At 72.1% G+C, this 22,674-nt stretch carries 24 protein-coding genes; 13 read left to right on the top strand and 11 right to left on the bottom strand.

Translation table 11 applies throughout. The annotated features are described in order from the left end of the window. The first annotated feature begins 45 nt into the window (after window positions 1-45). The gene (locus ACZ6K0_RS40140; protein ID WP_376408113.1) at window positions 46-315 is read left to right on the top strand and encodes a WhiB family transcriptional regulator; all 270 of its coding nucleotides are present in this window, start codon (window positions 46-48) and stop codon (window positions 313-315) included. A gap of 66 nt (window positions 316-381) precedes the next feature. Here ACZ6K0_RS40140 and ACZ6K0_RS40135 read toward each other — a convergent pair whose 3' ends face one another. The 3 genes from ACZ6K0_RS40135 to ACZ6K0_RS40125 all read right to left on the bottom strand — a co-directional run bounded on the left by ACZ6K0_RS40135 (window position 382) and on the right by ACZ6K0_RS40125 (window position 2,749). Further along, window positions 382-1,356: an acyl-ACP desaturase gene (locus ACZ6K0_RS40135; RefSeq protein WP_376408116.1), complete on the bottom strand. Its 975-nt coding sequence runs from the start codon at window positions 1,354-1,356 to the stop codon at window positions 382-384. A 278-nt stretch (window positions 1,357-1,634) separates the two neighbouring features. Continuing rightward, window positions 1,635-1,883: a hypothetical protein gene (locus tag ACZ6K0_RS40130; protein WP_469236002.1), complete on the bottom strand. Its 249-nt coding sequence runs from the start codon at window positions 1,881-1,883 to the stop codon at window positions 1,635-1,637. A gap of 14 nt (window positions 1,884-1,897) precedes the next feature. Then, window positions 1,898-2,749 carry a helix-turn-helix domain-containing protein gene (locus tag ACZ6K0_RS40125; protein ID WP_469236004.1) on the bottom strand — a complete coding sequence of 284 codons (852 nt, stop codon included), beginning with the start codon at window positions 2,747-2,749 and terminating at the stop codon, window positions 1,898-1,900. Between the two features lie 182 nt (window positions 2,750-2,931). Here ACZ6K0_RS40125 and ACZ6K0_RS40120 point away from each other — a divergent pair, with 182 nt between their 5' ends. Next, window positions 2,932-3,405: an ATP-binding protein gene (locus ACZ6K0_RS40120; protein ID WP_376408124.1), complete on the top strand. Its 474-nt coding sequence runs from the start codon at window positions 2,932-2,934 to the stop codon at window positions 3,403-3,405. Window positions 3,406-3,511: 106 nt separating this feature from the next. Here the strand turns inward: ACZ6K0_RS40120 and ACZ6K0_RS40115 are convergent, their stop codons facing one another. The 3 genes from ACZ6K0_RS40115 to ACZ6K0_RS40105 form a co-directional block, all read right to left on the bottom strand. Beyond that, the gene (locus ACZ6K0_RS40115) at window positions 3,512-5,152 is read right to left on the bottom strand and encodes an ABC-F family ATP-binding cassette domain-containing protein (protein WP_469236006.1); all 1,641 of its coding nucleotides are present in this window, start codon (window positions 5,150-5,152) and stop codon (window positions 3,512-3,514) included. A 287-nt stretch (window positions 5,153-5,439) separates the two neighbouring features. Beyond that, entirely contained in the window at window positions 5,440-5,856 is a 417-nt protein-coding gene (ssgD, locus tag ACZ6K0_RS40110) for a spore wall synthesis regulator SsgD (RefSeq protein WP_376408129.1), read from the bottom strand. Between the two features lie 141 nt (window positions 5,857-5,997). After that, the gene (locus ACZ6K0_RS40105; RefSeq protein WP_376408132.1) at window positions 5,998-6,492 is read right to left on the bottom strand and encodes a (4Fe-4S)-binding protein; all 495 of its coding nucleotides are present in this window, start codon (window positions 6,490-6,492) and stop codon (window positions 5,998-6,000) included. 109 nt (window positions 6,493-6,601) lie between these two features. Between ACZ6K0_RS40105 and ACZ6K0_RS40100 the strand changes: the two genes are divergently transcribed. Further along, window positions 6,602-7,720, top strand: coding sequence for a WD40/YVTN/BNR-like repeat-containing protein (locus tag ACZ6K0_RS40100; RefSeq protein WP_469236008.1), 1,119 nt, complete (start codon window positions 6,602-6,604; stop codon window positions 7,718-7,720). Between the two features lie 43 nt (window positions 7,721-7,763). Here ACZ6K0_RS40100 and ACZ6K0_RS40095 read toward each other — a convergent pair whose 3' ends face one another. Then, window positions 7,764-8,063, bottom strand: a complete 300-nt coding sequence (locus tag ACZ6K0_RS40095) for a YciI family protein (protein ID WP_376408138.1) — start codon at window positions 8,061-8,063, stop codon at window positions 7,764-7,766. An 82-nt stretch (window positions 8,064-8,145) separates the two neighbouring features. Between ACZ6K0_RS40095 and ACZ6K0_RS40090 the strand changes: the two genes are divergently transcribed. From ACZ6K0_RS40090 to ACZ6K0_RS40080, 3 genes are read left to right on the top strand one after another with little or no spacing between them, the layout of a single operon-like run. Continuing rightward, on the top strand, window positions 8,146-8,874 hold the full coding sequence (locus ACZ6K0_RS40090) for an endonuclease V (RefSeq protein ID WP_469236010.1): 729 nt from the start codon (window positions 8,146-8,148) through the stop codon (window positions 8,872-8,874). 49 nt (window positions 8,875-8,923) lie between these two features. Beyond that, entirely contained in the window at window positions 8,924-9,058 is a 135-nt protein-coding gene (gene mmpA / locus ACZ6K0_RS40085; protein ID WP_469236012.1) for a morphogenic membrane protein MmpA, read from the top strand. After that, window positions 9,055-9,426, top strand: a complete 372-nt coding sequence (locus ACZ6K0_RS40080) for a VOC family protein (RefSeq protein ID WP_376408147.1) — start codon at window positions 9,055-9,057, stop codon at window positions 9,424-9,426. Before mmpA ends, ACZ6K0_RS40080 begins: the two co-directional genes overlap by 4 nt. 52 nt (window positions 9,427-9,478) lie before the next feature. Here the strand turns inward: ACZ6K0_RS40080 and ACZ6K0_RS40075 are convergent, their stop codons facing one another. Next, the gene (locus ACZ6K0_RS40075; protein WP_469236014.1) at window positions 9,479-10,945 is read right to left on the bottom strand and encodes a saccharopine dehydrogenase family protein; all 1,467 of its coding nucleotides are present in this window, start codon (window positions 10,943-10,945) and stop codon (window positions 9,479-9,481) included. Window positions 10,946-11,126: 181 nt separating this feature from the next. On the opposite strand from ACZ6K0_RS40075, the gene ACZ6K0_RS40070 reads away from it, so the two are divergent. The 4 genes from ACZ6K0_RS40070 to ACZ6K0_RS40055 are packed head-to-tail and all read left to right on the top strand — an operon-like array spanning window position 11,127 to window position 16,884. Further along, the gene (locus ACZ6K0_RS40070; RefSeq protein ID WP_469236016.1) at window positions 11,127-12,272 is read left to right on the top strand and encodes a CaiB/BaiF CoA transferase family protein; all 1,146 of its coding nucleotides are present in this window, start codon (window positions 11,127-11,129) and stop codon (window positions 12,270-12,272) included. Continuing rightward, window positions 12,269-13,411 carry an acyl-CoA dehydrogenase family protein gene (locus ACZ6K0_RS40065; protein ID WP_469236018.1) on the top strand — a complete coding sequence of 381 codons (1,143 nt, stop codon included), beginning with the start codon at window positions 12,269-12,271 and terminating at the stop codon, window positions 13,409-13,411. Before ACZ6K0_RS40070 ends, ACZ6K0_RS40065 begins: the two co-directional genes overlap by 4 nt. A gap of 45 nt (window positions 13,412-13,456) precedes the next feature. Next, window positions 13,457-14,671, top strand: a complete 1,215-nt coding sequence (locus tag ACZ6K0_RS40060; protein WP_376408159.1) for an acetyl-CoA C-acetyltransferase — start codon at window positions 13,457-13,459, stop codon at window positions 14,669-14,671. A gap of 38 nt (window positions 14,672-14,709) precedes the next feature. Further along, the gene (locus ACZ6K0_RS40055; protein WP_469236020.1) at window positions 14,710-16,884 is read left to right on the top strand and encodes a 3-hydroxyacyl-CoA dehydrogenase NAD-binding domain-containing protein; all 2,175 of its coding nucleotides are present in this window, start codon (window positions 14,710-14,712) and stop codon (window positions 16,882-16,884) included. Here the strand turns inward: ACZ6K0_RS40055 and ACZ6K0_RS40050 are convergent. Further along, a complete protein-coding gene (locus ACZ6K0_RS40050) occupies window positions 16,871-17,599 on the bottom strand; it encodes a MerR family transcriptional regulator (protein ID WP_469236022.1) in 729 nt (242 codons plus the stop codon). The two genes, ACZ6K0_RS40055 and ACZ6K0_RS40050, sit on opposite strands and share 14 nt — an antisense overlap. Window positions 17,600-17,801: 202 nt before the next feature. Here ACZ6K0_RS40050 and ACZ6K0_RS40045 point away from each other — a divergent pair, with 202 nt between their 5' ends. Beyond that, a complete protein-coding gene (locus ACZ6K0_RS40045; protein WP_376408171.1) occupies window positions 17,802-18,305 on the top strand; it encodes a hypothetical protein in 504 nt (167 codons plus the stop codon). A gap of 25 nt (window positions 18,306-18,330) precedes the next feature. Here ACZ6K0_RS40045 and sph read toward each other — a convergent pair whose 3' ends face one another. Then, window positions 18,331-19,332, bottom strand: a complete 1,002-nt coding sequence (gene sph / locus ACZ6K0_RS40040) for a sphingomyelin phosphodiesterase (protein WP_469236024.1) — start codon at window positions 19,330-19,332, stop codon at window positions 18,331-18,333. 158 nt (window positions 19,333-19,490) lie between these two features. Between sph and ACZ6K0_RS40035 the strand changes: the two genes are divergently transcribed. After that, window positions 19,491-19,979 carry an ATP synthase F0 subunit B gene (locus ACZ6K0_RS40035; protein WP_376408177.1) on the top strand — a complete coding sequence of 163 codons (489 nt, stop codon included), beginning with the start codon at window positions 19,491-19,493 and terminating at the stop codon, window positions 19,977-19,979. 116 nt (window positions 19,980-20,095) lie between these two features. Beyond that, window positions 20,096-20,965 carry an oxygenase MpaB family protein gene (locus ACZ6K0_RS40030; RefSeq protein WP_469236026.1) on the top strand — a complete coding sequence of 290 codons (870 nt, stop codon included), beginning with the start codon at window positions 20,096-20,098 and terminating at the stop codon, window positions 20,963-20,965. 25 nt (window positions 20,966-20,990) lie between these two features. Here the strand turns inward: ACZ6K0_RS40030 and ACZ6K0_RS40025 are convergent, their stop codons facing one another. Further along, the gene (locus ACZ6K0_RS40025; protein ID WP_469236028.1) at window positions 20,991-22,532 is read right to left on the bottom strand and encodes a M1 family metallopeptidase; all 1,542 of its coding nucleotides are present in this window, start codon (window positions 22,530-22,532) and stop codon (window positions 20,991-20,993) included. Between the last annotated feature and the right edge of the window lie 142 nt (window positions 22,533-22,674).

Raw genomic sequence — 22,674 nt, 5'->3', positions numbered from 1 at the left:
CGAACGTTGATGGCCTGTTTACGGCAGGCAGGCAACGTGTAGGTCATGCAGACGATGACCGACGCGCTGACCGACGCGCTGACCGCTCCCGACTTCTCCTGGCGTGAGAACGCCCTGTGCGCCCAGGCGGGCCCGGAGTTCTTCTTCCCGGCCCCCGGCTCGTCGACGCGCGAGGCCAAGCAGCTGTGCGGGGCGTGCGAGGGGCGCGTGGCGTGCCTGGAGTACGCACTGGCCCACGACGAGCGGTTCGGGGTGTGGGGCGGGCTCTCGGAGAAGGAGCGCGTGCGGCTCAAGCGGCAGCAGGGCAGCCGCTGAACCGCACGCGCTTCTCTCCGGGGTGCGAGGGGTGACTCAGCCAGGAGTGGCCTGGCCGGGGCTGCCTCAGCCGGCCGCTCGGGCCGCCATGCGGGCCTTGCGGGCCGCGAGCTTCGCGTCGAACTTGGAGGCCTCGCTGTCCAGGCCGTTCATGTACAGACCCAGCTCGTCCTGGGCCTGAAGGCCCTCCGGCCCGAGTCCCTCGATCTCGAGGACCTTGAGGAAGCGCAGGACCGGCTGGAGGACGTCGTCGTGGTGGATGCGCATGTTGTAGATCTCGCCGATCGCCATCTGCGCCGCCGCCCGCTCGAAGCCCGGCATGCCGTGTCCGGGCATCCGGAAGTTCACGACCACGTCCCGCACGGCCATCATGGTCAGGTCGGGGGCGAGCTCGAAGGCCGCGCCCAGCAGGTTCCGGTAGAACACCATGTGCAGGTTCTCGTCGGTGGCGATGCGGGCCAGCATCCGGTCGCAGACCGGGTCGCCGGACTGGTGGCCGGTGTTCCGGTGCGAGATGCGGGTCGCGAGCTCCTGGAAGGCGACGTACGCCACGGAGTGCAGCATCGAGTGCCGGTTGTCGGACTCGAAGCCCTCGCTCATGTGCGACATCCGGAACTGCTCCAGCTTGTCCGGGTCGACCGCGCGCGAGGCGAGAAGGTAGTCGCGCATCACGATTCCGTGGCGGCCCTCCTCGGCGGTCCAGCGGTGCACCCACGTGCCCCAGGCGCCGTCGCGGCCGAAGAGGCTGGCGATCTCGTGGTGGTAGCTCGGGAGGTTGTCCTCGGTGAGCAGGTTGACGACGAGGGCGATCTTGCCGATGTCGGTGACCTTGGACTGCTCGGGGTCCCAGGCCTCGCCGTCCTCGAAGAAGCCGGGGAAGTTCCGGCCGTCGGACCACGGCACGTACTCGTGCGGCATCCAGTCCTTGGTGACCTTCAGGTGCCGGTTGAGCTCCTTCTCCACGACCTCTTCCAGCGCGTAGAGCAGGCGCGCGTCGGTCCACTCCGCCGAGCTGCCGAGGTGGGGAGAGGTGAGCGTCACGGGGACTCCTGGGGACGGAGAGAAAGGACATACGGGATTACCTACGGATTCGTAGGTTACGAGACCGTAGGTTAAGGCTCCGTAAGGCGTCGGCCAAGCCCGTCTGGACGATGTCCGGTTACGTTCCGTTATGTGCGCTGCTCCGGCGGGGTGCTGGAGATGCAGGTCACGTCCCTCTCGCGCGCCGCCGGTCGACCGGTCGGCTACGCAGAGCAGACGGTTCGGCGCAGACGGTTCGGCGCACACGGTTCAGCGCGTTTCGGTTCACCGCGGACGGTTCAGAGCAGGTGGTCCGCCGCGCCGGCCTTCACCGCGGAGATCAGGGCGCGGAGCGCCTCCACCGAGTCGCTGACGTACTCGCCGGGGGTGAGGGTCGAGCCGATGTAGGCCCGGCCGGCGTCGTCGAGGCCGAACCGGAAGCAGTTCGCGCCCTCGCTGCAGAAGGCCTCGTTCCAGTCGATCGCGATGTCGATGTCGGCGGCGACGGCGGTGGCGGCGGCGAGGGGGGCGTCGGTCGTGACGTTCATGGTGGGGCGGTCCTTCACAGATCCTGGGCGATGGTGCGTATGAACGCGCGTGATTCGGTCGTGGAGAGGGTGAGCCCGCGCAGCCGCTCCAGGAGCCCCCGGTAGCGGCGGAGCTTCATGTCGGCGTCGAGGAGGATCGATCCGTGCGAGGAGTCGAGCTGCACGGTGTCGAGTTGCGGCACGGGCGCGGACACATAGGTGAACGACTGGCCCGCCCCGGGGAAACCCCCCGCGGCGAAGGGGATGACGCGGACGGTCACGGTGTCCCGCTCGGAGTACTCCAGGATGTGCTCCAGCTGGTCCCGCGCGACCTTCGGTCCGCCGAACTGCATGCGCAGCGCCGCCTCGTGGATCACGGCTTCGTAGAGCGCCGGCCGGTCCCGGTCCAGGACCTCCTGGCGGCGCAGCCGCAGGGCGAGTCGGGCCTCCAGGTCGGGTCCCGGCAGGAGCGGGACGGCGGTGTCGAAGACGGCCCGCGCGTGCTCCTCGGTCTGTAGGAGGCCGGGGATGTGGGTGGTGACCGCGCTCTGCAACTCCGAGGCGTGGAACTCCAGTTCGGCGATGTCGATGAGCGCGGGCGGCAGCAGTCCGCGGTGCTCCTCCCACCAGCCCCGGTCCCGCTCCTGCGCGATGTTCGCGAGCAGGTCCACGAGCGCCGTGTCGGGGCAGCCGTAGTTGAAGGCGAGGGTGCGGACGCGCTCGGCGCTGATGCCGAAGCGGCCCGACTCGATGTTGGGGATACGGGTGCGGTCGACGCCCAGGAGGGCGGCGGCCTGCTGGGCCGACATGCCCGACTGTTCGCGCAGTTTGCGCAGTTCGCTCCCGAGGCGCTGCTGGCGTGCGGTCGGGCTGCTCCTGGGTGGCACGCTCGATCTCCCCTTTCGTTGCGTGACGGCGGCGACCCTCGCGGATCGCCATTTCGGCCGGAATGGCACGACTACCCGCAAGTAGTAGCACTGTGCTCCGCTCGTGCGCTACGGTCGGTAGCGCAAGTCTCACACGGGGCGACTGTGACCGTGTGTGCGTACACCCCCAATGCGCAAGAAATGTGAGCAACCCGATGAAGGGCGCACTGCGTTGCCTCCCGTCCGCCGTCGCGGCCGGGCCCATACCCCCCGCCACGGAGAACCTCAGCTACTCGATGCTCCTCCCCGGAGGTGCCTACTGCGCCGGACTCGCCCGCGATTCGGTCCGCACGCTCCTCACCCGGCACGGGCTCTCCGACCTCTGTGAGACCGCCGCACTCGCCACCTCCGAACTCGTGGCCGCGGCCTACCGCTTCACTCCAGACCGCGAGATGATCCTGCGCGTCCGCTGGCAGTACGAGGCGCTGCGGATCGTGCTCTACGACCAGCATCCGGCCCACGCCTCGCCCACCGCGGCCGAGGAATGCCGCGACCGCCGAAGCCGCAGCATGTGGCTGCTGGCCGCGGCGGTCGACGCGCACGGAGGCGATTGGGGCCTCGCCCCCGTACTGACACCGGGCGGCGGCACCAAGTCCTGGGCCTTACTCCACCGTTAGCGCCCCATGGCAGTTCTTCGCCCGACTCGATCCGATCCGATCTGACCCGACTCGATCCCATCCGCCCCGGCTCGACCGGATCGGACGTGGCCCGTTCCGTCCCGTCCTAGCGCGTCGAGGCCACCTCCCTGACCTCTTCCGCCGTCGTCGGCCGCAGCTCACCGTCGAGCAGCAGCCAGCGCGTGATGCCGAGCGACTCCAGGAACGTCACGTCGTGGCTCGCCACGATCAGAGCCCCTTCGTAGGCGTCGAGGGCCGCCGTCAGCTTCCGGACCGACCCCATGTCCAGGTTGTTCGTCGGCTCGTCCAGCATCAGCAGCTGCGGAGCCGGCTCCGCCAGGAGCAGCGCCGCGAGCGTCGCCCGGAACCGTTCCCCGCCCGAGAGGGTGCCCACGGGCTGATCCGCCCGCGCCCCCCGGAACAGAAACCTCGCCAGCCGCGCCCTGATCGCGTTCCCCGTCGCCGTGGGCGCGAAGCGGGCCACGTTCTCCACCACGCTCAGCCCGTCGTCGAGGACGTCGAGCCGCTGCGGCAGGAAGCGGAGCGGAACCCGCGTGTCCGCCTCGCCCGACAGCGGCTCCACCTCACCGGCGATCGTCCGGAGCAGCGTCGTCTTGCCGGCGCCGTTGCGGCCGACGAGCGCGATCCGCTCCGGTCCGCGCAGATCGAACTCGCCGCCGACCCTGGCCCCGTACCGCAGCTCCAGATCGCGCAGGAACAACACCTCGCGGCCCGGTGGAACCGAGGTGCGGGGCAGTTCGACGCGGATCTCGTCGTCGTCCCGTACCGCCTCCACCGCCGCGTCGAGCCGCTCCCTGGCCTCGGAGAGCCGCTCCGTGTGCAGGGCGCGGTGCTTCCCGGCCGCGACCTGGGCGTCGCTCCTGCGGCCGTTCGCCACGATCTTCGGGACGACCTTGTTCTCGTAACTCTTCTGCGCGAACCGTTTCCGCCGCGCCAACTTGACCTGTGCGTCGCTGAGTTCGCGCTTCTGGCGCTGTACGTCGGCCTCGGCGACCCGCACCATCCGCTCCGCGGCCTCCTGCTCCGCGGCGAGTGCCGTCTCGTACGCGGACCACGGGCCGCCGTACCAGGTGACCTCGCCGTCCCGCAGATCGGCGATCTGGTCGACGCGCTCCAGGAGTTCACGGTCGTGGCTGACCACGACCAGGACCCCGGACCAGCTCTCCACCGCCTCGTACAGCCGGGCACGGGCGTGCCGGTCCAGATTGTTCGTCGGCTCGTCGAGCAGCAGGACGTCCGGCTTGGCGAGCAGCAGCGCCGCGAGGCGCAGCAGCACGGACTCGCCGCCCGAGACCTCGCCGAGGGTCCGGTCGAGGCCGACGGCGGGGAGCCCCAGCTGATCGAGGGTGGCCCGGGCCCGCTCCTCGACGTCCCAGTCGTCGGCGAGGGCGGTGAAGTGTTCCTCGGCGGGGTCACCCGCCTCGATGGCGTGCAGCGCGGCACGCTTCTCCGCGATGCCGAGGATCTCGTCGACCCGCCGCGAGGTGTCCAGGACGACGTTCTGCGGAAGATAGCCGAGCTCACCGGTGACCCGGATCGTGCCGGAGACCGGGGTCAGCTCGCCCGCGACGAGTTTCAGGAGGGTCGACTTGCCGGAGCCGTTGAGCCCGACGAGCCCGGTGCGGCCGGGGCCGACCGCGAGGCGGAAGTCGTCGAGGACCTCGGTGCCGTCGGGCCAGGAGAAGGAGAGCGAGGAACAGGTGATGAACGTGGGGTGATGCGCCATGGAGGCCTCCCGGATGCGTGAACGCGAGCATGAAGGGGCGACGCGAGAACACCGGGGCGCGGGCTGGAAAGAACGGCTCGTACACCGAGGTCGAGAACGGCACGCACGGCACAGGGGCACGCGCGGCACGGTGTCTCGCAACCTCAGAAGAGCAACGTCCTTCTCCGATCAAGTGACGACTAGGTCAGATACGACCGTACGACCTGGATGGGGGAGGGGCAAATGATTTACGGGCGCTCGTTCTCCGGGCGCTCCGTCTGTGGCTGCTCGTTCTCCTGCCGCTCCGACTACGGCCGCTCGCGCAGCAGCTCCGCCAGGTCCTGGTCCCAGTTCAGGTACTGGTGCTCACGGCCGGCCGGCACCAGGTGCTCCGAGCGCTCCAGGAAACGGCGCAGCTCCGAGGTCCGTACATGGACCATCGCGACCCCCTCCGGGGCGTGGAACTCCACCACCGTGCGGTCGTACCCGTACGGGCGCAGACGGACGTCGCCGACGCCCGCCGGGCGCTCGACGCCCTGCACGAGCAGGTCGCGGGCGAAGGCCCAGGAGACCTCGATGCCCTCCAGGGTCGCCGGGGGCGGGAAGGCCATGCTCACGGCGTACGGGTCCTCGCGGTCGTACCGCAGGGTGGCGGGGACCGTCTCCATCCGGGGCGCGGATGCGACCAGGCGGGCCTGGACGGACTGCTCGATGACGGCGGACAAGACCGGCTCCTCTCGCGCGGTTTCGGATCCTGTGCGTCTCCCCGACACCAGGGCACCTCACACCAGGGAAGACGAGCGGCGCGGCCGGAACGTGCACTCGGGGACCACGTGACCTGCGTCACCGAGGGGCGATCCGCGACGTCAGCGCTGCTCGGCGACGTCGTCGTCCGGCTCCGCGCAGGGGCCCGAGTGGTCGCAGTACGGCTGGTTCGCGGAGGCCCCGCAGCCGCAGAGCATCACCCGGGTCTCGTGCCGGTCCCCGTGCGGGCCGGTCACGAGCAGGTCCCCGCGCAGGACGAGCTGGCCGGAGGGGGTGCGGCGCACGGTGGTGGGGGAGTCCGGGGGCTCGGGCGCGGCGGCCTCCGCCGGGTGGTGGTGGTACTGGAGCGCCCCCGAGGGGCAGCGGCGGATCACCTCGGCGACCAGGCCGGGCTCGGCGGCGTCGGGCAGCACCCACGGGCGCCGGGACAGGTCGAAGACCTCGGGCAGACCGTGGACGCACTCGGCCGCGTGCAGACAGCGCCGTGGCTCGAAAGTGACGGTGATGCCCTCACCCTCGTACTCCTTGAGCTTCGGCACCTCGTCGACCTTCGGCTTCTCGTCGGTCGGCGCACGCTCGCCCGTACGGTCGGTCATGGGACCCAGCCTAGGAACGACCGGCGCGGGGCGCACCCGGGGCGCTCCCGGGACGCACCGGGGACGCACCCTGGACGGGGACCGCCCCGGGGTACTAGCTTCCGGCGCCATGACGTCCATGGGGAAGACGAGACGAATGATGTCGGTGGGGCTGATCGGGGCGGCGCTCGCGCTGAGCCTGGCGGCCCCGGCGCGCGCCGGGGAGGCGCGTGAGACCGGTCGGGCCGGGGAGGCCGGGGAGACCCCCACGGCCGCGGCCGGCTGGGAGCTGACACCGACCGGCACCGACGCCCGCTTCCGCGGGCTCGCGGCGGTCGACCGGAGGACCGCCTGGGCCGCGGGCTCCAAGGGCACGGTGCTGCGCACGACCGACGGCGGCCGGAGCTGGCGAAACGTCTCGCCGCCCGGAGCGGGGGAGCTCGAGTTCCGTGACGTCGAGGCCTTCGACGCCCGCCGGGCCGTCGTCCTCGCCATCGGGGAGGGCGAGGCCTCGCGCCTGCTGCGCACCGAGGACGGCGGTGCCACCTGGACCGAGTCCTTCCGGAACACCGACCCGCGCGCCTTCTACGACTGCGTCACCTTCTTCGACCGGTGGCACGGACTCGCCATGAGCGACCCCGTCGACGGCAAGTACCGCATCCTCTCCACCGCCGACGGCGGCCGGTCCTGGCGGGTACTGCCGAGCGCCGGGATGCCGGACGCGCTCCCCGGCGAGGCGGGCTTCGCGGCGAGTGGCCAGTGCCTGGTGTCGTCCGGACCCCGGGACGTCTGGCTCGCGACCGGCGGTGGCGCCACGGCCCGCGTGCTCCACTCCGCCGACCGGGGGCTGACCTGGACCGCCACCGCCACGCCGATCCCCGCCGGGGACCCGGCCCGGGGCGTCTTCGGCCTCGCCTTCCGCGACCGTACGCACGGCATCGCCGTCGGCGGCGACTACCGCAAGGACCAGCCGTCCCCGCAGGCCGGCGCGGTCACCGCGGACGGGGGCCGCACCTGGCAGGCCTCGGACACGCCCCCGCCGGCCTACCGCTCCGGCGTCGCCTGGCTCCCGCACAGCAGGACGGCCGCGCTCGCCGTCGGCCCGACGGGCACGGACCTGACGACCGACGCGGGCCGCACCTGGCGCACGATCGACACCGGTTCGTACGACACGGTGGACTGCACGGACGACGGATCGTGCTGGGCCTCCGGCGAGAAGGGCCGGATCGCCCGCGCCGGACGCCACTGAGCCAGGCCAGGGGCGAGGTCCGGAGCGACGCCCATAGCGAGGTTCAGGAGGGCAGCTGCTCCCGGTACGCGGCGAGTCCCTCGGCCGTCTTGGTCGCGTAGAACTCCGTGATCCGGTACGCGCACACGCCCTCGACGGTGAACGGGTCGGCCGCCGCGATCGCCTCGATCTCCGCGCGGCCGACCCCGGCGGCCAGGATCACCCCGCCGTCGCGCGGGTTCTTCCGCCCCGAGGCGATGAACACCCCGGCGGCGTACTGCGCGTCCAGCCACGCGATGTGCGCGTCGAGGAGGGCGTCCACCCGCTCGACGGGCGCGGTGTAGGTCAATTCCAGTACGAACATGATCGCCAGGCTACCGGGCGCCCCACGGACCCCGGCGAGGCGTTCCAGCCCTCGGAACCGGGGTCGTAGGGTGGCCCGCACTATGACGATCATCGGTATTCCGGCGGGCTGGCCCGCCGACGAGGACGCCGCACGGGACGTCCAGCGGGAGCTGCGCGGGCGGATCGTGCGCGACGAGCCGGGGCCGGCCGTCGGCGAAGGCCACGTCACGGGGCTCGACGTGGCCTACGACGACGAGCGCGATCTCGTCGCCGCCGCGGCCGTCGTGCTCGACGCCCGGACCCTCGACGTGGTCGAGGAGGCCACGGCGGTCGGCCGCGTCTCCTTCCCCTACGTCCCCGGGCTCCTCGCCTTCCGCGAGATCCCGACCGTGCTCGCCGCGCTCGGCTCCCTGACCGCCGACCCCGGCCTGCTCGTCTGCGACGGCTACGGCCTCGCCCACCCCCGCCGCTTCGGCCTCGCGAGCCATCTCGGGGTGCTGACCGGCCGGCCGTCCATCGGCGTCGCCAAGAACCCCTTCACCTTCACCTACGAACAACCGGGCCCGGAACGCGGCGAGTTCAGCGCGCTGCTCGCCGCCCCCGCTGATGACGCCGACGAGGAGGGCGAGGAGGACGAGGAGGTGGGCAGGGCCCTGCGGACCCAGGCCGGGGTGAAGCCCGTCTTCGTCTCCGTCGGCCACCGGGTCTCCCTCGACCGCGCCTGCGCCCACACGCTCCACCTCTCCCCCCGCTACCGCATCCCCGAGACCACCCGCCACGCCGACTCCCTCTGCCGCACGGCACTCAAGGAGGCACTGGCACGTACCTGAGTACGTGTACGGATACCGCGCCGCGCCGCCGCCCGGCAGAGTGGGGTTCATGACAACTCCCCTTTCCGCTCCGCCGCGTTCCGCGGGGCGCGGCCTGACCCTGACCCTCGCCGCCGCCGGGCTCGTCGCCCTCGCCTGGGTCTGCGCCATGCTCTACGTCGTCGCCGCCTGGGTGCTCGCATGATCGGGCGGCTGCGGTGCGTCGTGCTCGACTGCCCCGACGCGCGGGAACTGGCCCTGTTCTACCAGCGGTTGATCGGCGGCGAGGTCGAGAGCCCCGACCCCCGGTGGGCGGTCGGCGAGGGATCCGCCGTCCTGCGCGGAGTCGGTGGCCCGCTCCTCGCCTTCCAGGACGTGGCCGACCACCGGCCGCCCGTCTGGGGAGCGCCCGAGCAGCAGTTCCACCTCGACGTACGGGTCGAGGACCTGGCCGCCGCGGACGAGGCCGTCCTCGCACTCGGGGCCACTCCGCTCGACGGCGGGGGCGGCGACCCGGCCTGGCGCGTCTACGCCGACCCGGCCGGCCACCCCTTCCGCCTCGTACGCTTCTGAGTCACGTCCGGCCTGACGAACTCGCTTCCGACCCGCTCCCCCTCCCGGCGGATCAGCCCCGGTGCGCCACCCGGAAGCGGATGCCCGCCGCGCGGAGCCGGTCGATCAGCGCGTCGCCCATCGCGACCGCCGTCGTCACCTGGCCCGCCGTCTTCGGCAACGGGTCGAAGGCCAGGCAGAGCGCCGACTCGGCGAGCATCCTGGCCGTCTCGTCGTACCCCGGGTCGCCGCCCGACACCTCGGTGAACACCCGCCGTCCGCCGCCCTCGCCGACGAACCGCACCGAGAACCAGCTGCGGGCGCGCCGCTCGGCGGACGGCCCCTGTCCCGGCCGGTAACGCTCCATCAGCCAGCGCCGCACTGGCGGGAGTTGGGCCGCCATCACGCCCGCGCCGACGGCCGCCGTGCCGCCCAGAGCCATCGGGAGCGTCTTCACGGAGGCGTAGTGGCGGTAGCGGAAGTCCGGGCCGTACCGGTCGAGGGCGGCGGCCGAGCGGGCCACGACCTGCGGGTCGAGCGTCGGCAGCGGCAGGGCCCAGGTGCCCGTCTCCCGGCTGAACCGGGGGCCGCCCAGCGGCGCGCGGGCCCGGCGCCCCACCAGCCTCGGCGCGTACAGGCGCCGTTCGCGGGCCGCTTCCAGGACCTGCCGGCCCCGGCCGAGCGCGGTCAGTGCCGAGGCGAAGGTACCGCCGGAGAAGGTGGCCCCGACCCGGACGAAGCCGTCGACGCGGAGCGGTACGCCCTCCGGGAGCTGCCGGACGGTGAAGTACGCGCCCAGGTCGTGCGGGACGGAGTCGAAGCCGCACGCGTGCACGATCCGGGCCCCGGTCTCCCGGGCGCGCGCGTCGTGGCGTACGTACATCAGGTCCACGAACTCGGCCTCGCCGGTGAGGTCGACGTAGTCCGTACCGGCCTCGGCGCAGGCGGCGACCAGGCCCTCCCCGTACCAGACGTAGGGGCCGACGGTCGTCGCCACCACCCGCGCGGACTCGGCGAGCGCGCGCAGCGAGCCCTGGTCGTCGGCGTCCGCGACGATCAGGGGCAGCTCCGCGCAGTGCGGCCACCGGGCGGCGAGCCGCTCGCGCAGGGCCGCGAGCCCGGCGCGGTTGCGCCCCGCGAGCGCCCAGCGGCACTCCGCCGGGGCGTGCTCGGCCAGGTACTCGGCGGTGAGTCCGCCCACGAAGCCGGTCGCCCCGAAGAGCACGACGTCGTACGGCCGCGCACCGCCGTCCGAGCGGGCACTGTCCTCCGAGCTGGCACCGTCCTCCGAGCGCGCACCGCCGTCCGAGCGGGCACCGTCCTCAGAGCGCGCGCCGCCGTCCGAGCGGGCACCGTCCTCAGAGCGCGCGCCGCCGTCCGAGCGCGCACTGTCCTCAGAGCGCGCGCCGCCGTCCGAGCCGGCACCGCCCTCCGAGCGCGCGCCGCCGTCCGAGCCGGCACCGCCCTCCGAGCGCGCGCCGTCTCCCGGCCGTGTCCCGTCCCGCGCGTCCCCGCGCCCCGAGCCCGCCCCTGTCTCCATTCAGCCCCTCATTTCGGCCGTACCGCGCCGCCGCGCGCGGTTGTCGTCGGCGGAGAATAGCGGAACTCCGCGCCGTGGCGATTTCCAAGCGCTTGCTCGGCCGGGGGGCTTGTGCCGAGTGGAACACGTTCCTAGCATCTCCGGTGTTACATCATTGGTGTCACACACTCCTGGGGGCTCGATGAGCACGACGCACACCGCCCGGAACGGTCCCCTCTCCGGGGTGCGCGTGGTCGAACTGGCCGGCATCGGCCCCGGCCCCTTCGCCGCCATGCTCCTGGCCGACCTCGGCGCCGACGTCGTCCGCGTCGACCGCCCCGGCGGCGCCGGCCTCGGCATCGACCCGGCCCGGGACCTCACCAACCGCAACAAGCGCTCCGTCCTCGTCGACCTCAAGGCCGAGGGCGGCCCCGCCACCGTGCTCGACCTCGTCGCACGCGCCGACATCCTGATCGAGGGCTACCGCCCCGGCGTCGCCGAACGCCTCGGCGTCGGCCCCGGGCCCTGCCTCGCCCGCAACCCCCGGCTCGTCTACGGCCGGATGACCGGCTGGGGCCAGGACGGACCGCTCGCCACGACCGCCGGGCACGACATCGGGTACATCGCGATCACCGGGGCCCTCGGCATGATCGGCCCCGACCCGGACGGCCCGCCCACCGTCCCCGCCAACCTCGTCGGCGACTACGCGGGCGGCTCTCTCTACCTCGTCATCGGCGTCCTCGCCGCCCTCCAGCACGCGCGGGCGCACGGCGAGGGCCAGGTCGTCGACGCCGCCATCGTCGACGGCACCGCGCACCTCACCACCATGATCCACGGCATGCTCGCGGCCGGCGGCTGGCAGGACCGCAGGGGAGTCAACCTCCTCGACGGCGGCTGCCCCTTCTACGGCGTGTACGAGACCTCCGACGGCGGACACATGGCGGTCGGGGCCCTGGAAGGACGGTTCTACGCGGAGTTCGCCCGACTCCTCGGCATCGAGGAGGCCGCCGCCCTGCGCGGCGACCTCGCCCGCTGGCCCGAACTGCGCGCGGCCGTCGCCGACCGCTTCCGGAGCCGTACCCGCGAGGAGTGGACCACCGTCTTCGACGGCACCGACGCCTGCGTCGCTCCCGTCCTCTCCCTGCGCGAGGCCCCGAGCCATCCCCACCTGGCCGCCCGGGGCACCTTCACCGAACACGCCGGCCTCACCCAGCCCGCCCCCGCACCCCGCTTCTCCGTCACCCCCGGCACCCTCCGCTCGGGCCCCGCCCTGCCCGGTGCCGACACCGCCGCCGTCGCCCGCGACTGGGCCGTCCCCGCCTTGCACCCCGAGGAGACCGAAGCATGAAGCGCCAGCTCTACACCGCCGACCACGAGGCCTTCCGCGCGACCGTCCGCACCTTCCTGGCCAAGGAAGTGCTGCCCCACTACGAGCAGTGGGAGCTGGACGGCATCGTCGCCCGCGAGGCCTGGCGGGCCGCCGGACGGCAGGGGCTGCTCGGGATCGCGGTCGACGAGGAGTACGGCGGCGGGGGCAACCCCGACTTCCGCTACGGAGCCGTCCTCGCCGAGGAGTTCACCCGGGCCGGCGCCCCCGGGCTCGCCATCGGCCTGCACAACGACATCATCGGCCCGTACCTCACCTCGCTCGCCACCGACGAGCAGAAGCGGCGCTGGCTGCCCGGCTTCTGCTCCGGCGAGATCGTCACCGCGATCGCCATGACCGAGCCGGGCGCGGGCTCCGACCTCCAGGGCATCCGCACGACCGCCGAGGACCACGGCGACCACTGGATCCTCAACGGCTCCAAGACGTTCATCTCCAACGGCATCCTCGCCGACCTCGTGATCGTCGTCGCCCGGACCACCCCGGAGGGCGGCGCGCACGGCCTCTCCCTCCTCGTCGTCGAGCGCGGCGCGGACGGCTTCGAACGCGGCCGGAACCTCGACAAGATCGGCCAGAAGTCCCAGGACACCGCCGAGCTCTTCTTCCACGACGTCCGCGTCCCCAAGGAGAACCTGCTCGGCGAGCTCGACGGCGCCTTCCTGCACCTGATGACCAACCTCGCCCAGGAGCGCCTGGCCATCGCCGTCGCCGGCATCGCCGGGGCCGAACACCTCCTGGAGATCACCACCCGGTACGTCAAGGAGCGCGAGGCCTTCGGCCGCCCGCTCGCCAAGCTCCAGCACATCCGCTTCGAGATCGCCGAGATGGCCACCGAGTGCGCCGTCACCCGGACCTTCGTCGACCGCTGCATCGAGGAGCACGCGAGCGGTGCACTGGACGCCGTCCACGCCTCCATGGCCAAGTGGTGGGCGACCGAACTCCAGAAGCGGGTCGCCGACCGCTGCCTGCAACTCCACGGCGGATACGGCTACATGAGCGAATTCCCGGTCGCCCGCGCCTACACCGACGGGCGGATCCAGACCATCTACGGCGGCACCACCGAGATCATGAAGGAGATCATCGGCCGCTCCCTCCTCGGCTGACCTCCCGCCGCCGTCTTCTCCCACCCTCATCGCGAAAGGCTTTACGTGAGCACCGAAGCGTACGTGTACGACGCGATCCGCACCCCGCGCGGACGCGGCAAGGCCAACGGCTCCCTGCACGGCACCAAGCCGATCGACCTGGTCGTCGGCCTCATCCGGGAGATCCAGGCCCGGCACCCCGGACTCGACCCGGCCGCCATCGACGACATCGTCCTCGGCGTCGTCGGCCCGGTCGGCGACCAGGGCTCCGACATCGCCCGGATCGCCGCCATCGCCGCCGGACTCCCCGACACCGTCGCCGGCGTCCAGGAGAACCGCTTCTGTGCCTCCGGCCTCGAAGCGGTCAACATGGCCGCGATGAAGGTCCGCTCCGGCTGGGAGGACCTCGTCCTCGCCGGCGGCGTCGAGTCCATGTCGCGGGTGCCGATGGCCTCCGACGGCGGCGCCTGGTTCGCCGACCCGATGACCAACCTGGAGACCAACTTCGTCCCGCAGGGCATCGGCGCCGACCTCATCGCCACCCTTGAGGGCTTCACCCGCCGCGACGTCGACGAGTACGCCGAGCTCTCCCAGGAGCGGGCCGCCGAGGCGTGGAAGGCCGGGCGCTTCGCCCGCTCCGTCGTGCCCGTCCTGGACCGCGCGGGACTCGTCGTCCTCGACCACGACGAGCACATGCGCCCCGGCACCACCGCCGACTCGCTGGCCCGCCTCAAGCCCTCCTTCGCCGACATCGGCGAGCTCGGCGGCTTCGACGCCGTGGCCCTGCAGAAGTACCACTGGGTCGAGGAGATCGACCACGTCCACCACGCGGGCAACTCCTCCGGCATCGTCGACGGCGCCTCCCTCGTCGCCATCGGCTCGAAGGAGGTCGGCGAGCGGTACGGACTGACCCCGCGCGCCCGGATCGTCGCGGCCGCCGTCTCCGGCTCCGAGCCGACCATCATGCTCACCGGCCCCGCCCCGGCCACCCGCAAGGCCCTCGCCAAGGCCGGCCTCACCATCGACGACATCGACCTCATCGAGATCAACGAGGCCTTCGCGGCCGTCGTCCTCCGCTTCGTCAAGGACATGGGCATCTCTCTGGACAAGGTCAACGTCAACGGCGGCGCCATCGCGCTCGGCCACCCGCTCGGCGCCACCGGCGCGATGATCCTGGGCACCCTCGTCGACGAGCTGGAGCGCCAGGACAAGCGCTACGGCCTGGCCACCCTCTGCGTGGGCGGCGGCATGGGCATCGCCACCATCGTCGAGCGCGTCTGACCGTCCCGTCCGCACCCCTCTTACGGAGAAGCAGAGACATGAGCGAGAGCACCACCATCCGCTGGGAGCAGGACGCGACCGGGATCGTCACCCTCGTCCTCGACGACCCGAACCAGTCCGCCAACACCATGAACCAGGCCTTCCGGGCCTCGATCATCGCGATCGCCGACCGCGTGGAGGCCGAGAAGGACTCCATCCGGGGCATCATCTACACCTCCGCGAAGAAGACCTTCTTCGCCGGCGGCGACCTCAAGGACATGGTCAAGGCGGGCCCCGAGCACGCCCGGGACATCTTCGACTCCGCCATCGGGATCAAGAACGCGCTGCGCCGCATCGAGACCCTCGGCAAGCCCGTCGTCGCCGCGATCAACGGCGCGGCCCTCGGCGGCGGCTACGAGATCGCGCTCGCCTCCCACCACCGCGTCGCCCTCGACGCCCCCGGCTCCAAGATCGGCCTGCCCGAGGTCACCCTCGGCCTGCTGCCGGGCGGCGGCGGCGTCGCCCGCACCGTACGCCTCATGGGCATCACCGACGCCCTGCTCAAGGTGCTGCTCCAGGGCACCCAGTACGCCCCGAAGCGCGCCCTCGACAACGGCCTCGTCCACGAGGTGGCCGCGACCCCCGAGGAGATGATGGCCAAGGCCATCGCCTTCATCGACGCGCACCCCGAGTCCCACCAGCCCTGGGACGTCCCCGGCCACCGGATCCCCGGCGGCACCCCGTCGAACCCGAAGTTCGCCGCCAACCTCCCGGCCTTCCCGGCCAACCTGCGCAAGCAGCTGAACGGCGCGCCCTACCCGGCGCCCCGCGCCATCATGGCCGCCGCCGTCGAGGGCTCCCAGGTCGACTTCGAGACCGCGATCACCATCGAGAGCCGGTACTTCACCGAGCTGGTCGTCGGGCAGACCGCGAAGAACATGATCCAGGCGTTCTTCTTCGACCTCCAGGCCGTCAACTCCGGCGCCAGCCGCCCCAAGGGCATCGCGCCCCGCCCGGTCCGCAAGGTCGCCGTCCTCGGCGCGGGCATGATGGGCGCCGGCATCGCCTACTCCTGCGCCCGCGCCGGCATCGAGGTCGTCCTCAAGGACGTCTCCGCCGAGTCCGCGGCCAAGGGCAAGGCCTACAGCGAGAAGCTCTGCGCCAAGGCCGTGTCCCGGGGCCGTACGACGCAGGAGAAGGCCGACGCGCTGCTCGCCCGCATCACCGCGACCTCCGACGTCCAGGCCCTGGCCGGCTGCGACGCGGTCATCGAGGCGGTCTTCGAGGACACGTCCCTCAAGCACAAGGTCTTCCAGGAGATCCAGGGCGTCGTCGCGCCCGACGCGCTGCTCTGCTCCAACACCTCGACGCTGCCGATCTCCGTCCTCGCCGAGGGCGTCGAGCGGCAGGCCGACTTCATCGGCCTGCACTTCTTCTCGCCCGTCGACAAGATGCCGCTCGTCGAGATCATCAAGGGGGAGCGGACCGGCGACGAGGCCCTCGCCCGCGCCTTCGACCTCGTCCGGCAGATCAACAAGACGCCGATCGTCGTCAACGACTCCCGCGGCTTCTTCACCTCCCGGGTCATCGGCCACTTCATCAACGAAGGCGTCGCGATGGTCGGCGAGGGCATCGAGCCCGCCTCGATCGAGCAGGCCGCGGCGCAGGCCGGCTACCCCGCGAAGGTCCTCTCCCTCATGGACGAGCTGACCCTGACCCTGCCCCGCAAGATCCGCAACGAGACCCGGCGGGCGATCGAGGAGGCCGGCGGCGTCTGGGCCACCCACCCGGGCGAGGCCGTGATCGACCGCATGGTCGACGAGTTCGGCCGCCCCGGACGCAGCGGCGGCGCGGGCTTCTACACGTACGCGGAGGACGGCAAGCGCGGCCCGCTCTGGCCCGGCCTGCGCGAGCACTTCACGAAGCCCGGATACGAGATCCCCTTCCGCGACATGCAGGAGCGGATGCTGTTCTCCGAGGCGCTGGACACCGTCCGGCTCCTGGAGGAGGGCGTCCTGACCTCGGTCGCCGACGCCAACATCGGCTCCATCATGGGCATCGGCTTCCCGGCCTGGACCGGCGGCGTGCTCCAGTACGTCAACGGCTACGAGGGTGGTGTCGCCGGCTTCGCGGCCCGCGCGCGCGAGCTGGCGGCGACCTACGGCGAGCGCTTCGAGCCCCCGGCCCTCCTGGTCGAGAAGGCCGAGCGCGGCGAGGTCTTCACCGACTCCTGAACGCGGCGCGCAGCTCCTCGCGGAGCGAGCGCTGGAAGGCCGTGACCAGGGCCTGGACCACCATCGGCTGCATATGGGCCGAGAGCGACCGCATGGCGCTCAGGTGGTCCGGGTCCTCGGCGCTCTCCCGGTACGGGTTCCACACCTCGTCCCGGAAGAGCCGGGAGAGCTCCTGGGCGGCGGCGCGCGCGTGCTCCACGAGGACCGTCCGGGAGGCGAGGATCGTCTCGTGCTCGATCGGCACGTCGAGCAGCTCGACCCCGAGCCGCAGCAGCGTCCCGTCGAGCCGGAAGGCCTCGCTCCCCGGGATCCGGTCCAGCACCCCCATCGCGGCGAGCCGCTCGACGTCCTGCCCGGTCAGGGGCCGCCCGGCACGCCGCTCCAGCTCGCGCAGGGTGATCTCCTCGGCGGACTCGGGCGCCCAGGAGGCCACGAGGGCCCGGTGGATGGCGAGGTCCTGCTCGCTGAGGTCGGCCGGCAACTGCTCCAGGTACCGCTCGATCGCGGCCAGCGTCATGCCCTGCCGCTGGAGCTCCTCGATGAGCGCGAGCCGCGCCAGATGCCCCGGCCCGTAATGCCCGACCCGCCGCGCCCCGATCACGGGCGGCGGCAACAGCCCCCGCGTCCCGTAGAACCGCACGGTCCGCACCGTGACCCCGGCCCGCGCGGCCAGCTCGTCGACCGTATAGCTCGGCTCGTGCTCCTCGTCGCTCACTTGAACAGTATTGCTGTCTCACCAGCTGTGTAAAAGACCATGGCCACGGTCAGTGGCCGAGGGAGGGAACGTGGGGATTCCGGTCACCGTGTACGACTTCGGCGCGTAACGGGCGTGGGGGCGGGGTATCGCGGGCGGTGTCGGAGGTGGGGGCTAGAGTCGGCGGCTGTTCGCATCGGGGGAATGGCAACAGGGGAGAGCGATGTACGTGCAACTCAGGGAGACGGCCGACGAGTTGGCCGGAATCCTGTGGCGGGAGCACACCGTTTACAGGGAGCGGGGCGGCGGGGTGGTCATCCGGGGCGAGCACGTGCGCCGGTGGATCAGCCTCGCGCCGACCGGGGGCAAGGACCGGGCGCTGCTGCGCGCCGGGCGGCTTCTCGACGGGGGGACCACGGCGCCGGCCCGGAGCGAGGTGGTGGTCGACCTGACGGTCGGGACGGCGGAGCTGGCGGCGGTCTGCCGGCGTCTGCTCGCCGATGTCGCGGCCGGTGCGGACACGGCCGAGGGGCCGTCCCGCGCGGGACGGCCGAAGGAGAAGGCGGGGAAGCGCGAGAAGCCGGGGCGGGCGGCTCGTGCCGCCGGCCCCGGCCGCCGCCCCCGCAAGGAGCGGCATACGAGCGCGGGCTCGTGGTTCGTGCTGCTGTGTGTCGCCGGCGTGCTCGGTGCCTGGCTCTACAGCCTCTTCGGCGGGTACGGGTACTGAGCCCCGTACCCGCAGCCGGGTCCGGTCAGAAGCCGATGACCGGGTAGTGGTCGGAAAGGTTGCTGTAGGTGTACGTCGTGCCCCAGCTGGAGACCGACCACGGAGCGCTCTTCTCCGGGACCACGTGGTTGGTCCAGCCGGCGGGGCGGGCGTTCCCGGCCCGGTAGAGGACGTAGTCGAGGTCCTCGCGCGGGTCGTCCGGGTAGCGCTCGGAGGCGATCGAGTTCAGCTCGGTGTCGAAGGAGTACGGGTGGCCGGTGCGGGCGTCGGCCCCCACCAGGCCCGCGTCGGCGAGCATCGTGCCGTACTCGGACGTGCGCGAGTCGACGTTCATGTCGCCGGCGACGATCACCTGCTCGTTCGCCGGGATGTTCTTGGCGTCGAGGAAGGCGTCCATCGCCTTGAACTGGCGGCTGCGCATCTGCGCCGCCTCGCCCGCCGAGCAGCCCGGGTCGGTGGACTGGGCGTGGGTGCCGACGACGTGGACCCGGCTCCCGTTCACGTCCAGGACGGTGTAGACGAAGCCCTTGTTCGAGAACCAGTCGGCCCCGCAGGCGTCCTTGTAGACGTACTGCTCCTTGCGGACGATCGGCCACTTGCTGAGGATCGTCACCCCGCCGTCCTCGGGCGTGGTCGCGGAGTAGGCCCCGCCGGTGGCGTCCCAGCCGCTCTTGCCGCGCCCCATGACCGGGGTCTGGTGCGGGTACTGCGCGGCGGCGTTCGCCTTGAGCGCGTCGGAGGAGGAGTTGTCGAAGGCCTCCTGGAGCACGACGACGTCCTGCCCCTGGAAGAAGGAGGCGGCGGGGATCGCCCCGGCCCGGTGGTCCTGGCCCCAGTTCGGGTAGAGCGTCTTGGAGAAGAGGAAGGTGTTGTACGTGAGCACCTTCAGGCGCGGGGCCTCGGCGGTCGCGGCGGAGGCGGCGCCGGCGGCCGGGGCGGTGGCCGCCAGGGTGGCGGCGGCGAGCGCGAGCGACAGAGCGGCGCCGGGGGCGCGGCGGAGCGCGGCGAAGGACACGGGAACTCCCATGGTGACGTGGGGGGTTGGCCTGGCGCCGCACATACAATCAGCCGTGGTTACCTTCCGGTAGCCTTTGGATGCCGGGAATCTTGCCGAACTCGCACAACCGCGCCAACTCTCCTCCCAGTGTCTGAATTGTCCTTATTTGGACCAGGTAGAATGCGCGCATGACCCTCGCGAGTAACCCCACAGTCTTCAAGATGGACCTCGGTCCCCTCAACCCCGTCTGGGTGGAGCTCATCCTCGGCGTGGTGTTGTTTGCGCTCACCTTCCTCATCCTGGCGAAGGGGATCCTCCCGAAGATCCGCCGCACCCTCGACGAGCGTGAGGACGCCATCGACGGCGGCACCGAGCGCGCCGACGACCTGCGCTCCGAGGCCACGCAGATCCGCGAGCAGTACGAGGCGGAGCTCGCCGAGGCCCGTCACGAGGCCGCGCGCATCCGCTCCCAGGCCACCGAGGAGGGCTCGGCCGCCATCGCCGCCGCCCGCGCCGAGGGCAACGCCGAGCGCGAGGCCATCATCGCCGCCGGTGCCGCGAAGATCGCCGCCGAGCGCGCCGCCGCCGAGCGCGAGCTCACCGCGGACGTCGACGCCTGGGCCCACGCCCTCGCCGCCCGCATCGTCGGCGAGCCGGTCGGCGCCGACCGCTCCTGATCCCACGCTTTCGACGAAGGGGCCGTCCCCGGGCAGCAGTAAGCCCGAGGACGGCCCCTTCGCCATGAGCGCGGCATCGGACGTCTACTGGATGTGTACGTGAGGAGAGCCACCGCATGAGCCGCCCGCAGGAGGAGTCCACCGCCCCCGCACCCCCGCCCGTCGGCGGGGTGCTGTGGAGCGTCGCCGGTGACGTCCGGGCGCTCCTGATGCTGCCCGCCGCCCTCGCCATGCAGGTCGCCCACCCCGCGATCGGCGCCGGCGTCGACGAGCACTCCGTCTTCCGTACCGACCCCTGGGGCCGTGGCGAGCGCTCCCTGCGCTCGGTCCAGCTCTGGGTGTACGGGGGCGAGGAGGCCGCCGAGGAGGGCCGCCGCCTCCGACGGCTGCACCGCGACATCCAGGGCACCGACGCCCACGGCCGCACGTACCACGCCCTCACCCCGGCCTACTACTCGTGGGTGCACGCGACCGGCTTCCCCGTCTACCGGTACGGTCTCGGCCTTCTCGCCCGCCCCCTCACCGACGCCCAGGAACGGCAGCTGTACGCCGAGTGGCTCATGGTCGGCCGCGTCCTCGGCATCCACGACCGGGACATGCCGCAGACGGTCGAGGAGTTCTGGCCGCACTACCGGAAGGTGCTCGCCGAGGAGCTGGAGGCCACCACCGTCGTCCGGGAGCTGCTCGACCCCGACCTGCCGGTACCGGCCCCGGACCGGGGCCCGAGGCCCCTCCGGTTCGCGCTCCGGCTGCTCTGGCCGGTCCTCCGCCGCCCGTTCCTGCGGCTGCGGGCCTTCCTCACCGTGGGCCTCATGCCCCCGGACGCCCGCGAGGCCATCGGCCTGGAGTGGACGGACGCGCAGGAGCGCGCGCTGCGCCGGTTCGCCGGGGTCGTCCGCGTCCTGGTCCCCGTCCTGCCCGAGCGGCTGCGCTACCTGCCCCTGGCCCGGAAGGCGCGCGAGGCCGCCCGCCGCGCGAAGCGCTGACGGACGGCCCCTCGTCGGGCGACGGTCAGTGGTCGTGGACCGTGTTCGTCGCCGCGATCTTCTTCCACGACTTCGGCTGCGCGGGCCGGGGAGCCGCGGACCGCGCGGCCGACCGGGCGGCCGGACCGGTCGCCGGCGCCGCCGCGGGCGCGGACAGGCCCGCCGCGGCCGCCGTCGACGCGGCCGGCTTCGACGGCTGGTACAGCCAGGTGTCGAAGAGCCCGGCCAGCGGCTTGCCGGAGACCCGCTCCGCGTACCGCACGAAGTCGCCGACGCGCGCGTTGCCGTAGGCGAACTCCTGCGGCCAGCCCTTCAGGATCGCGAAGAAGTCCTCGTCGCCGATCTCGTTGCGCAGGGCCTGGAGCGCCAGCGCGCCCCGGTCGTACACGGCGATGTGGAACTGGTTCTCCGCGCCCGGGTCACCCGGCTTGACCGTCCAGAACGGGTCCTCGGCCGTCCGCGTGGCGTACACGTAGTCCGCCAGCTCCTGCGCCGTGCCCTCGCCCTCCTTCTCCGACCACAGCCACTGGCTGTAGCGGGCGAAGCCCTCGTTGACCCAGATGTCCTTCCAGTCGCGGACGGACACGCTGTCGCCGTACCACTGGTGCGCCAGCTCGTGCACGACGACCGACACGTTCGCGCCGTTGGCGAACTGCCGCGGGCTGTAGAACGGGCGGGTCTGCGTCTCCAGGGCGAAGCCGCTGGTCACGTTCGGCACGTACCCGCCGAGGGAGTTGAAGGGGTACGGCCCGAAGACCCCCTCCAGCCACTCCGCGACCTCGGTCGTGCGCTCGATCGAGGCGCGCGCGGCCCCGTCGTTGTCGCCGAGGTCCTTGCTGTACGCGTTGAGGACCGGCAGCCCGTTGGCCGTCCTGTCCGTCGTGATGTCGAACTTGCCGACGGCGAGCGTGGCCAGATAGGTCGCCTGCGGCTTGTTGGAGCGCCAGTTGAAACGGGTCCAGCCGAGCTTCGAGCACTGCGACTGGAGCACGCCGTTGCTGATGGCCTGCGTGCCGTCCGGCACGGAGACCGAGACGTCGAAGGTGGCCTTGTCCAGCGGGTGGTCGTTGGACGGGAACCACCAGACGGCCGAGTCCGGCTCCTGCGCGGCGACACCGCCGTCCGGGGTGCGGGCCCAGGCAGACCAGCCGTCGACCTTGAACTCCGAGGGCTTGCCCGCGTAACGGACGACGACCGAGATCGCCTTGTTCTTCTCCAGCGGGGCGGCCGGGGTCACCTCCAGCTCGTGGTCGCCCGAGGTGGTGAACTTCGCGAGGCGCCCGTTCACCCGGACCTCGCTGACCTTCAGACCGAGGTCCAGATTGAACCGGGACAGGTTCTGCTTCGTCGTGGCGAGGATCGTCGCCGTACCTTCGAGCAGATCGGTCGCCGGCTGGTACTTCAGCCGCAGGTCGTAGTGGGAGACGTCGTAGCCGCCGTTGCCGCTGGCGGGGTAATAGGAGTCGCCGATGCCCGGGGCCCCGGGGGTGAAGTCGGCCGCCGATGCCGGGATCGCCAGCAGCAGGGAGGCCGCGAGGGCGCTCGGAACGATGATTCTGCGGTGCACAGGTGCTCCCCAAGTCATAAGAAACGTAAGACGCGCGGGTGGTCGTCGGTCCTTAGCTCGGACCCTATTCAGCCCTCCGACGCACCGTCACGTCCAGAGGACCCCCTGTCACACGATCGCCATTCGGCCGACATGAACCCGT

This window comes from Streptomyces sp. NPDC042346 (assembly GCF_055581845.1).
The sequence above is the reverse complement of the archived record's forward strand: the minus strand, read 5'-3'. Positions and strand labels throughout refer to the sequence as shown.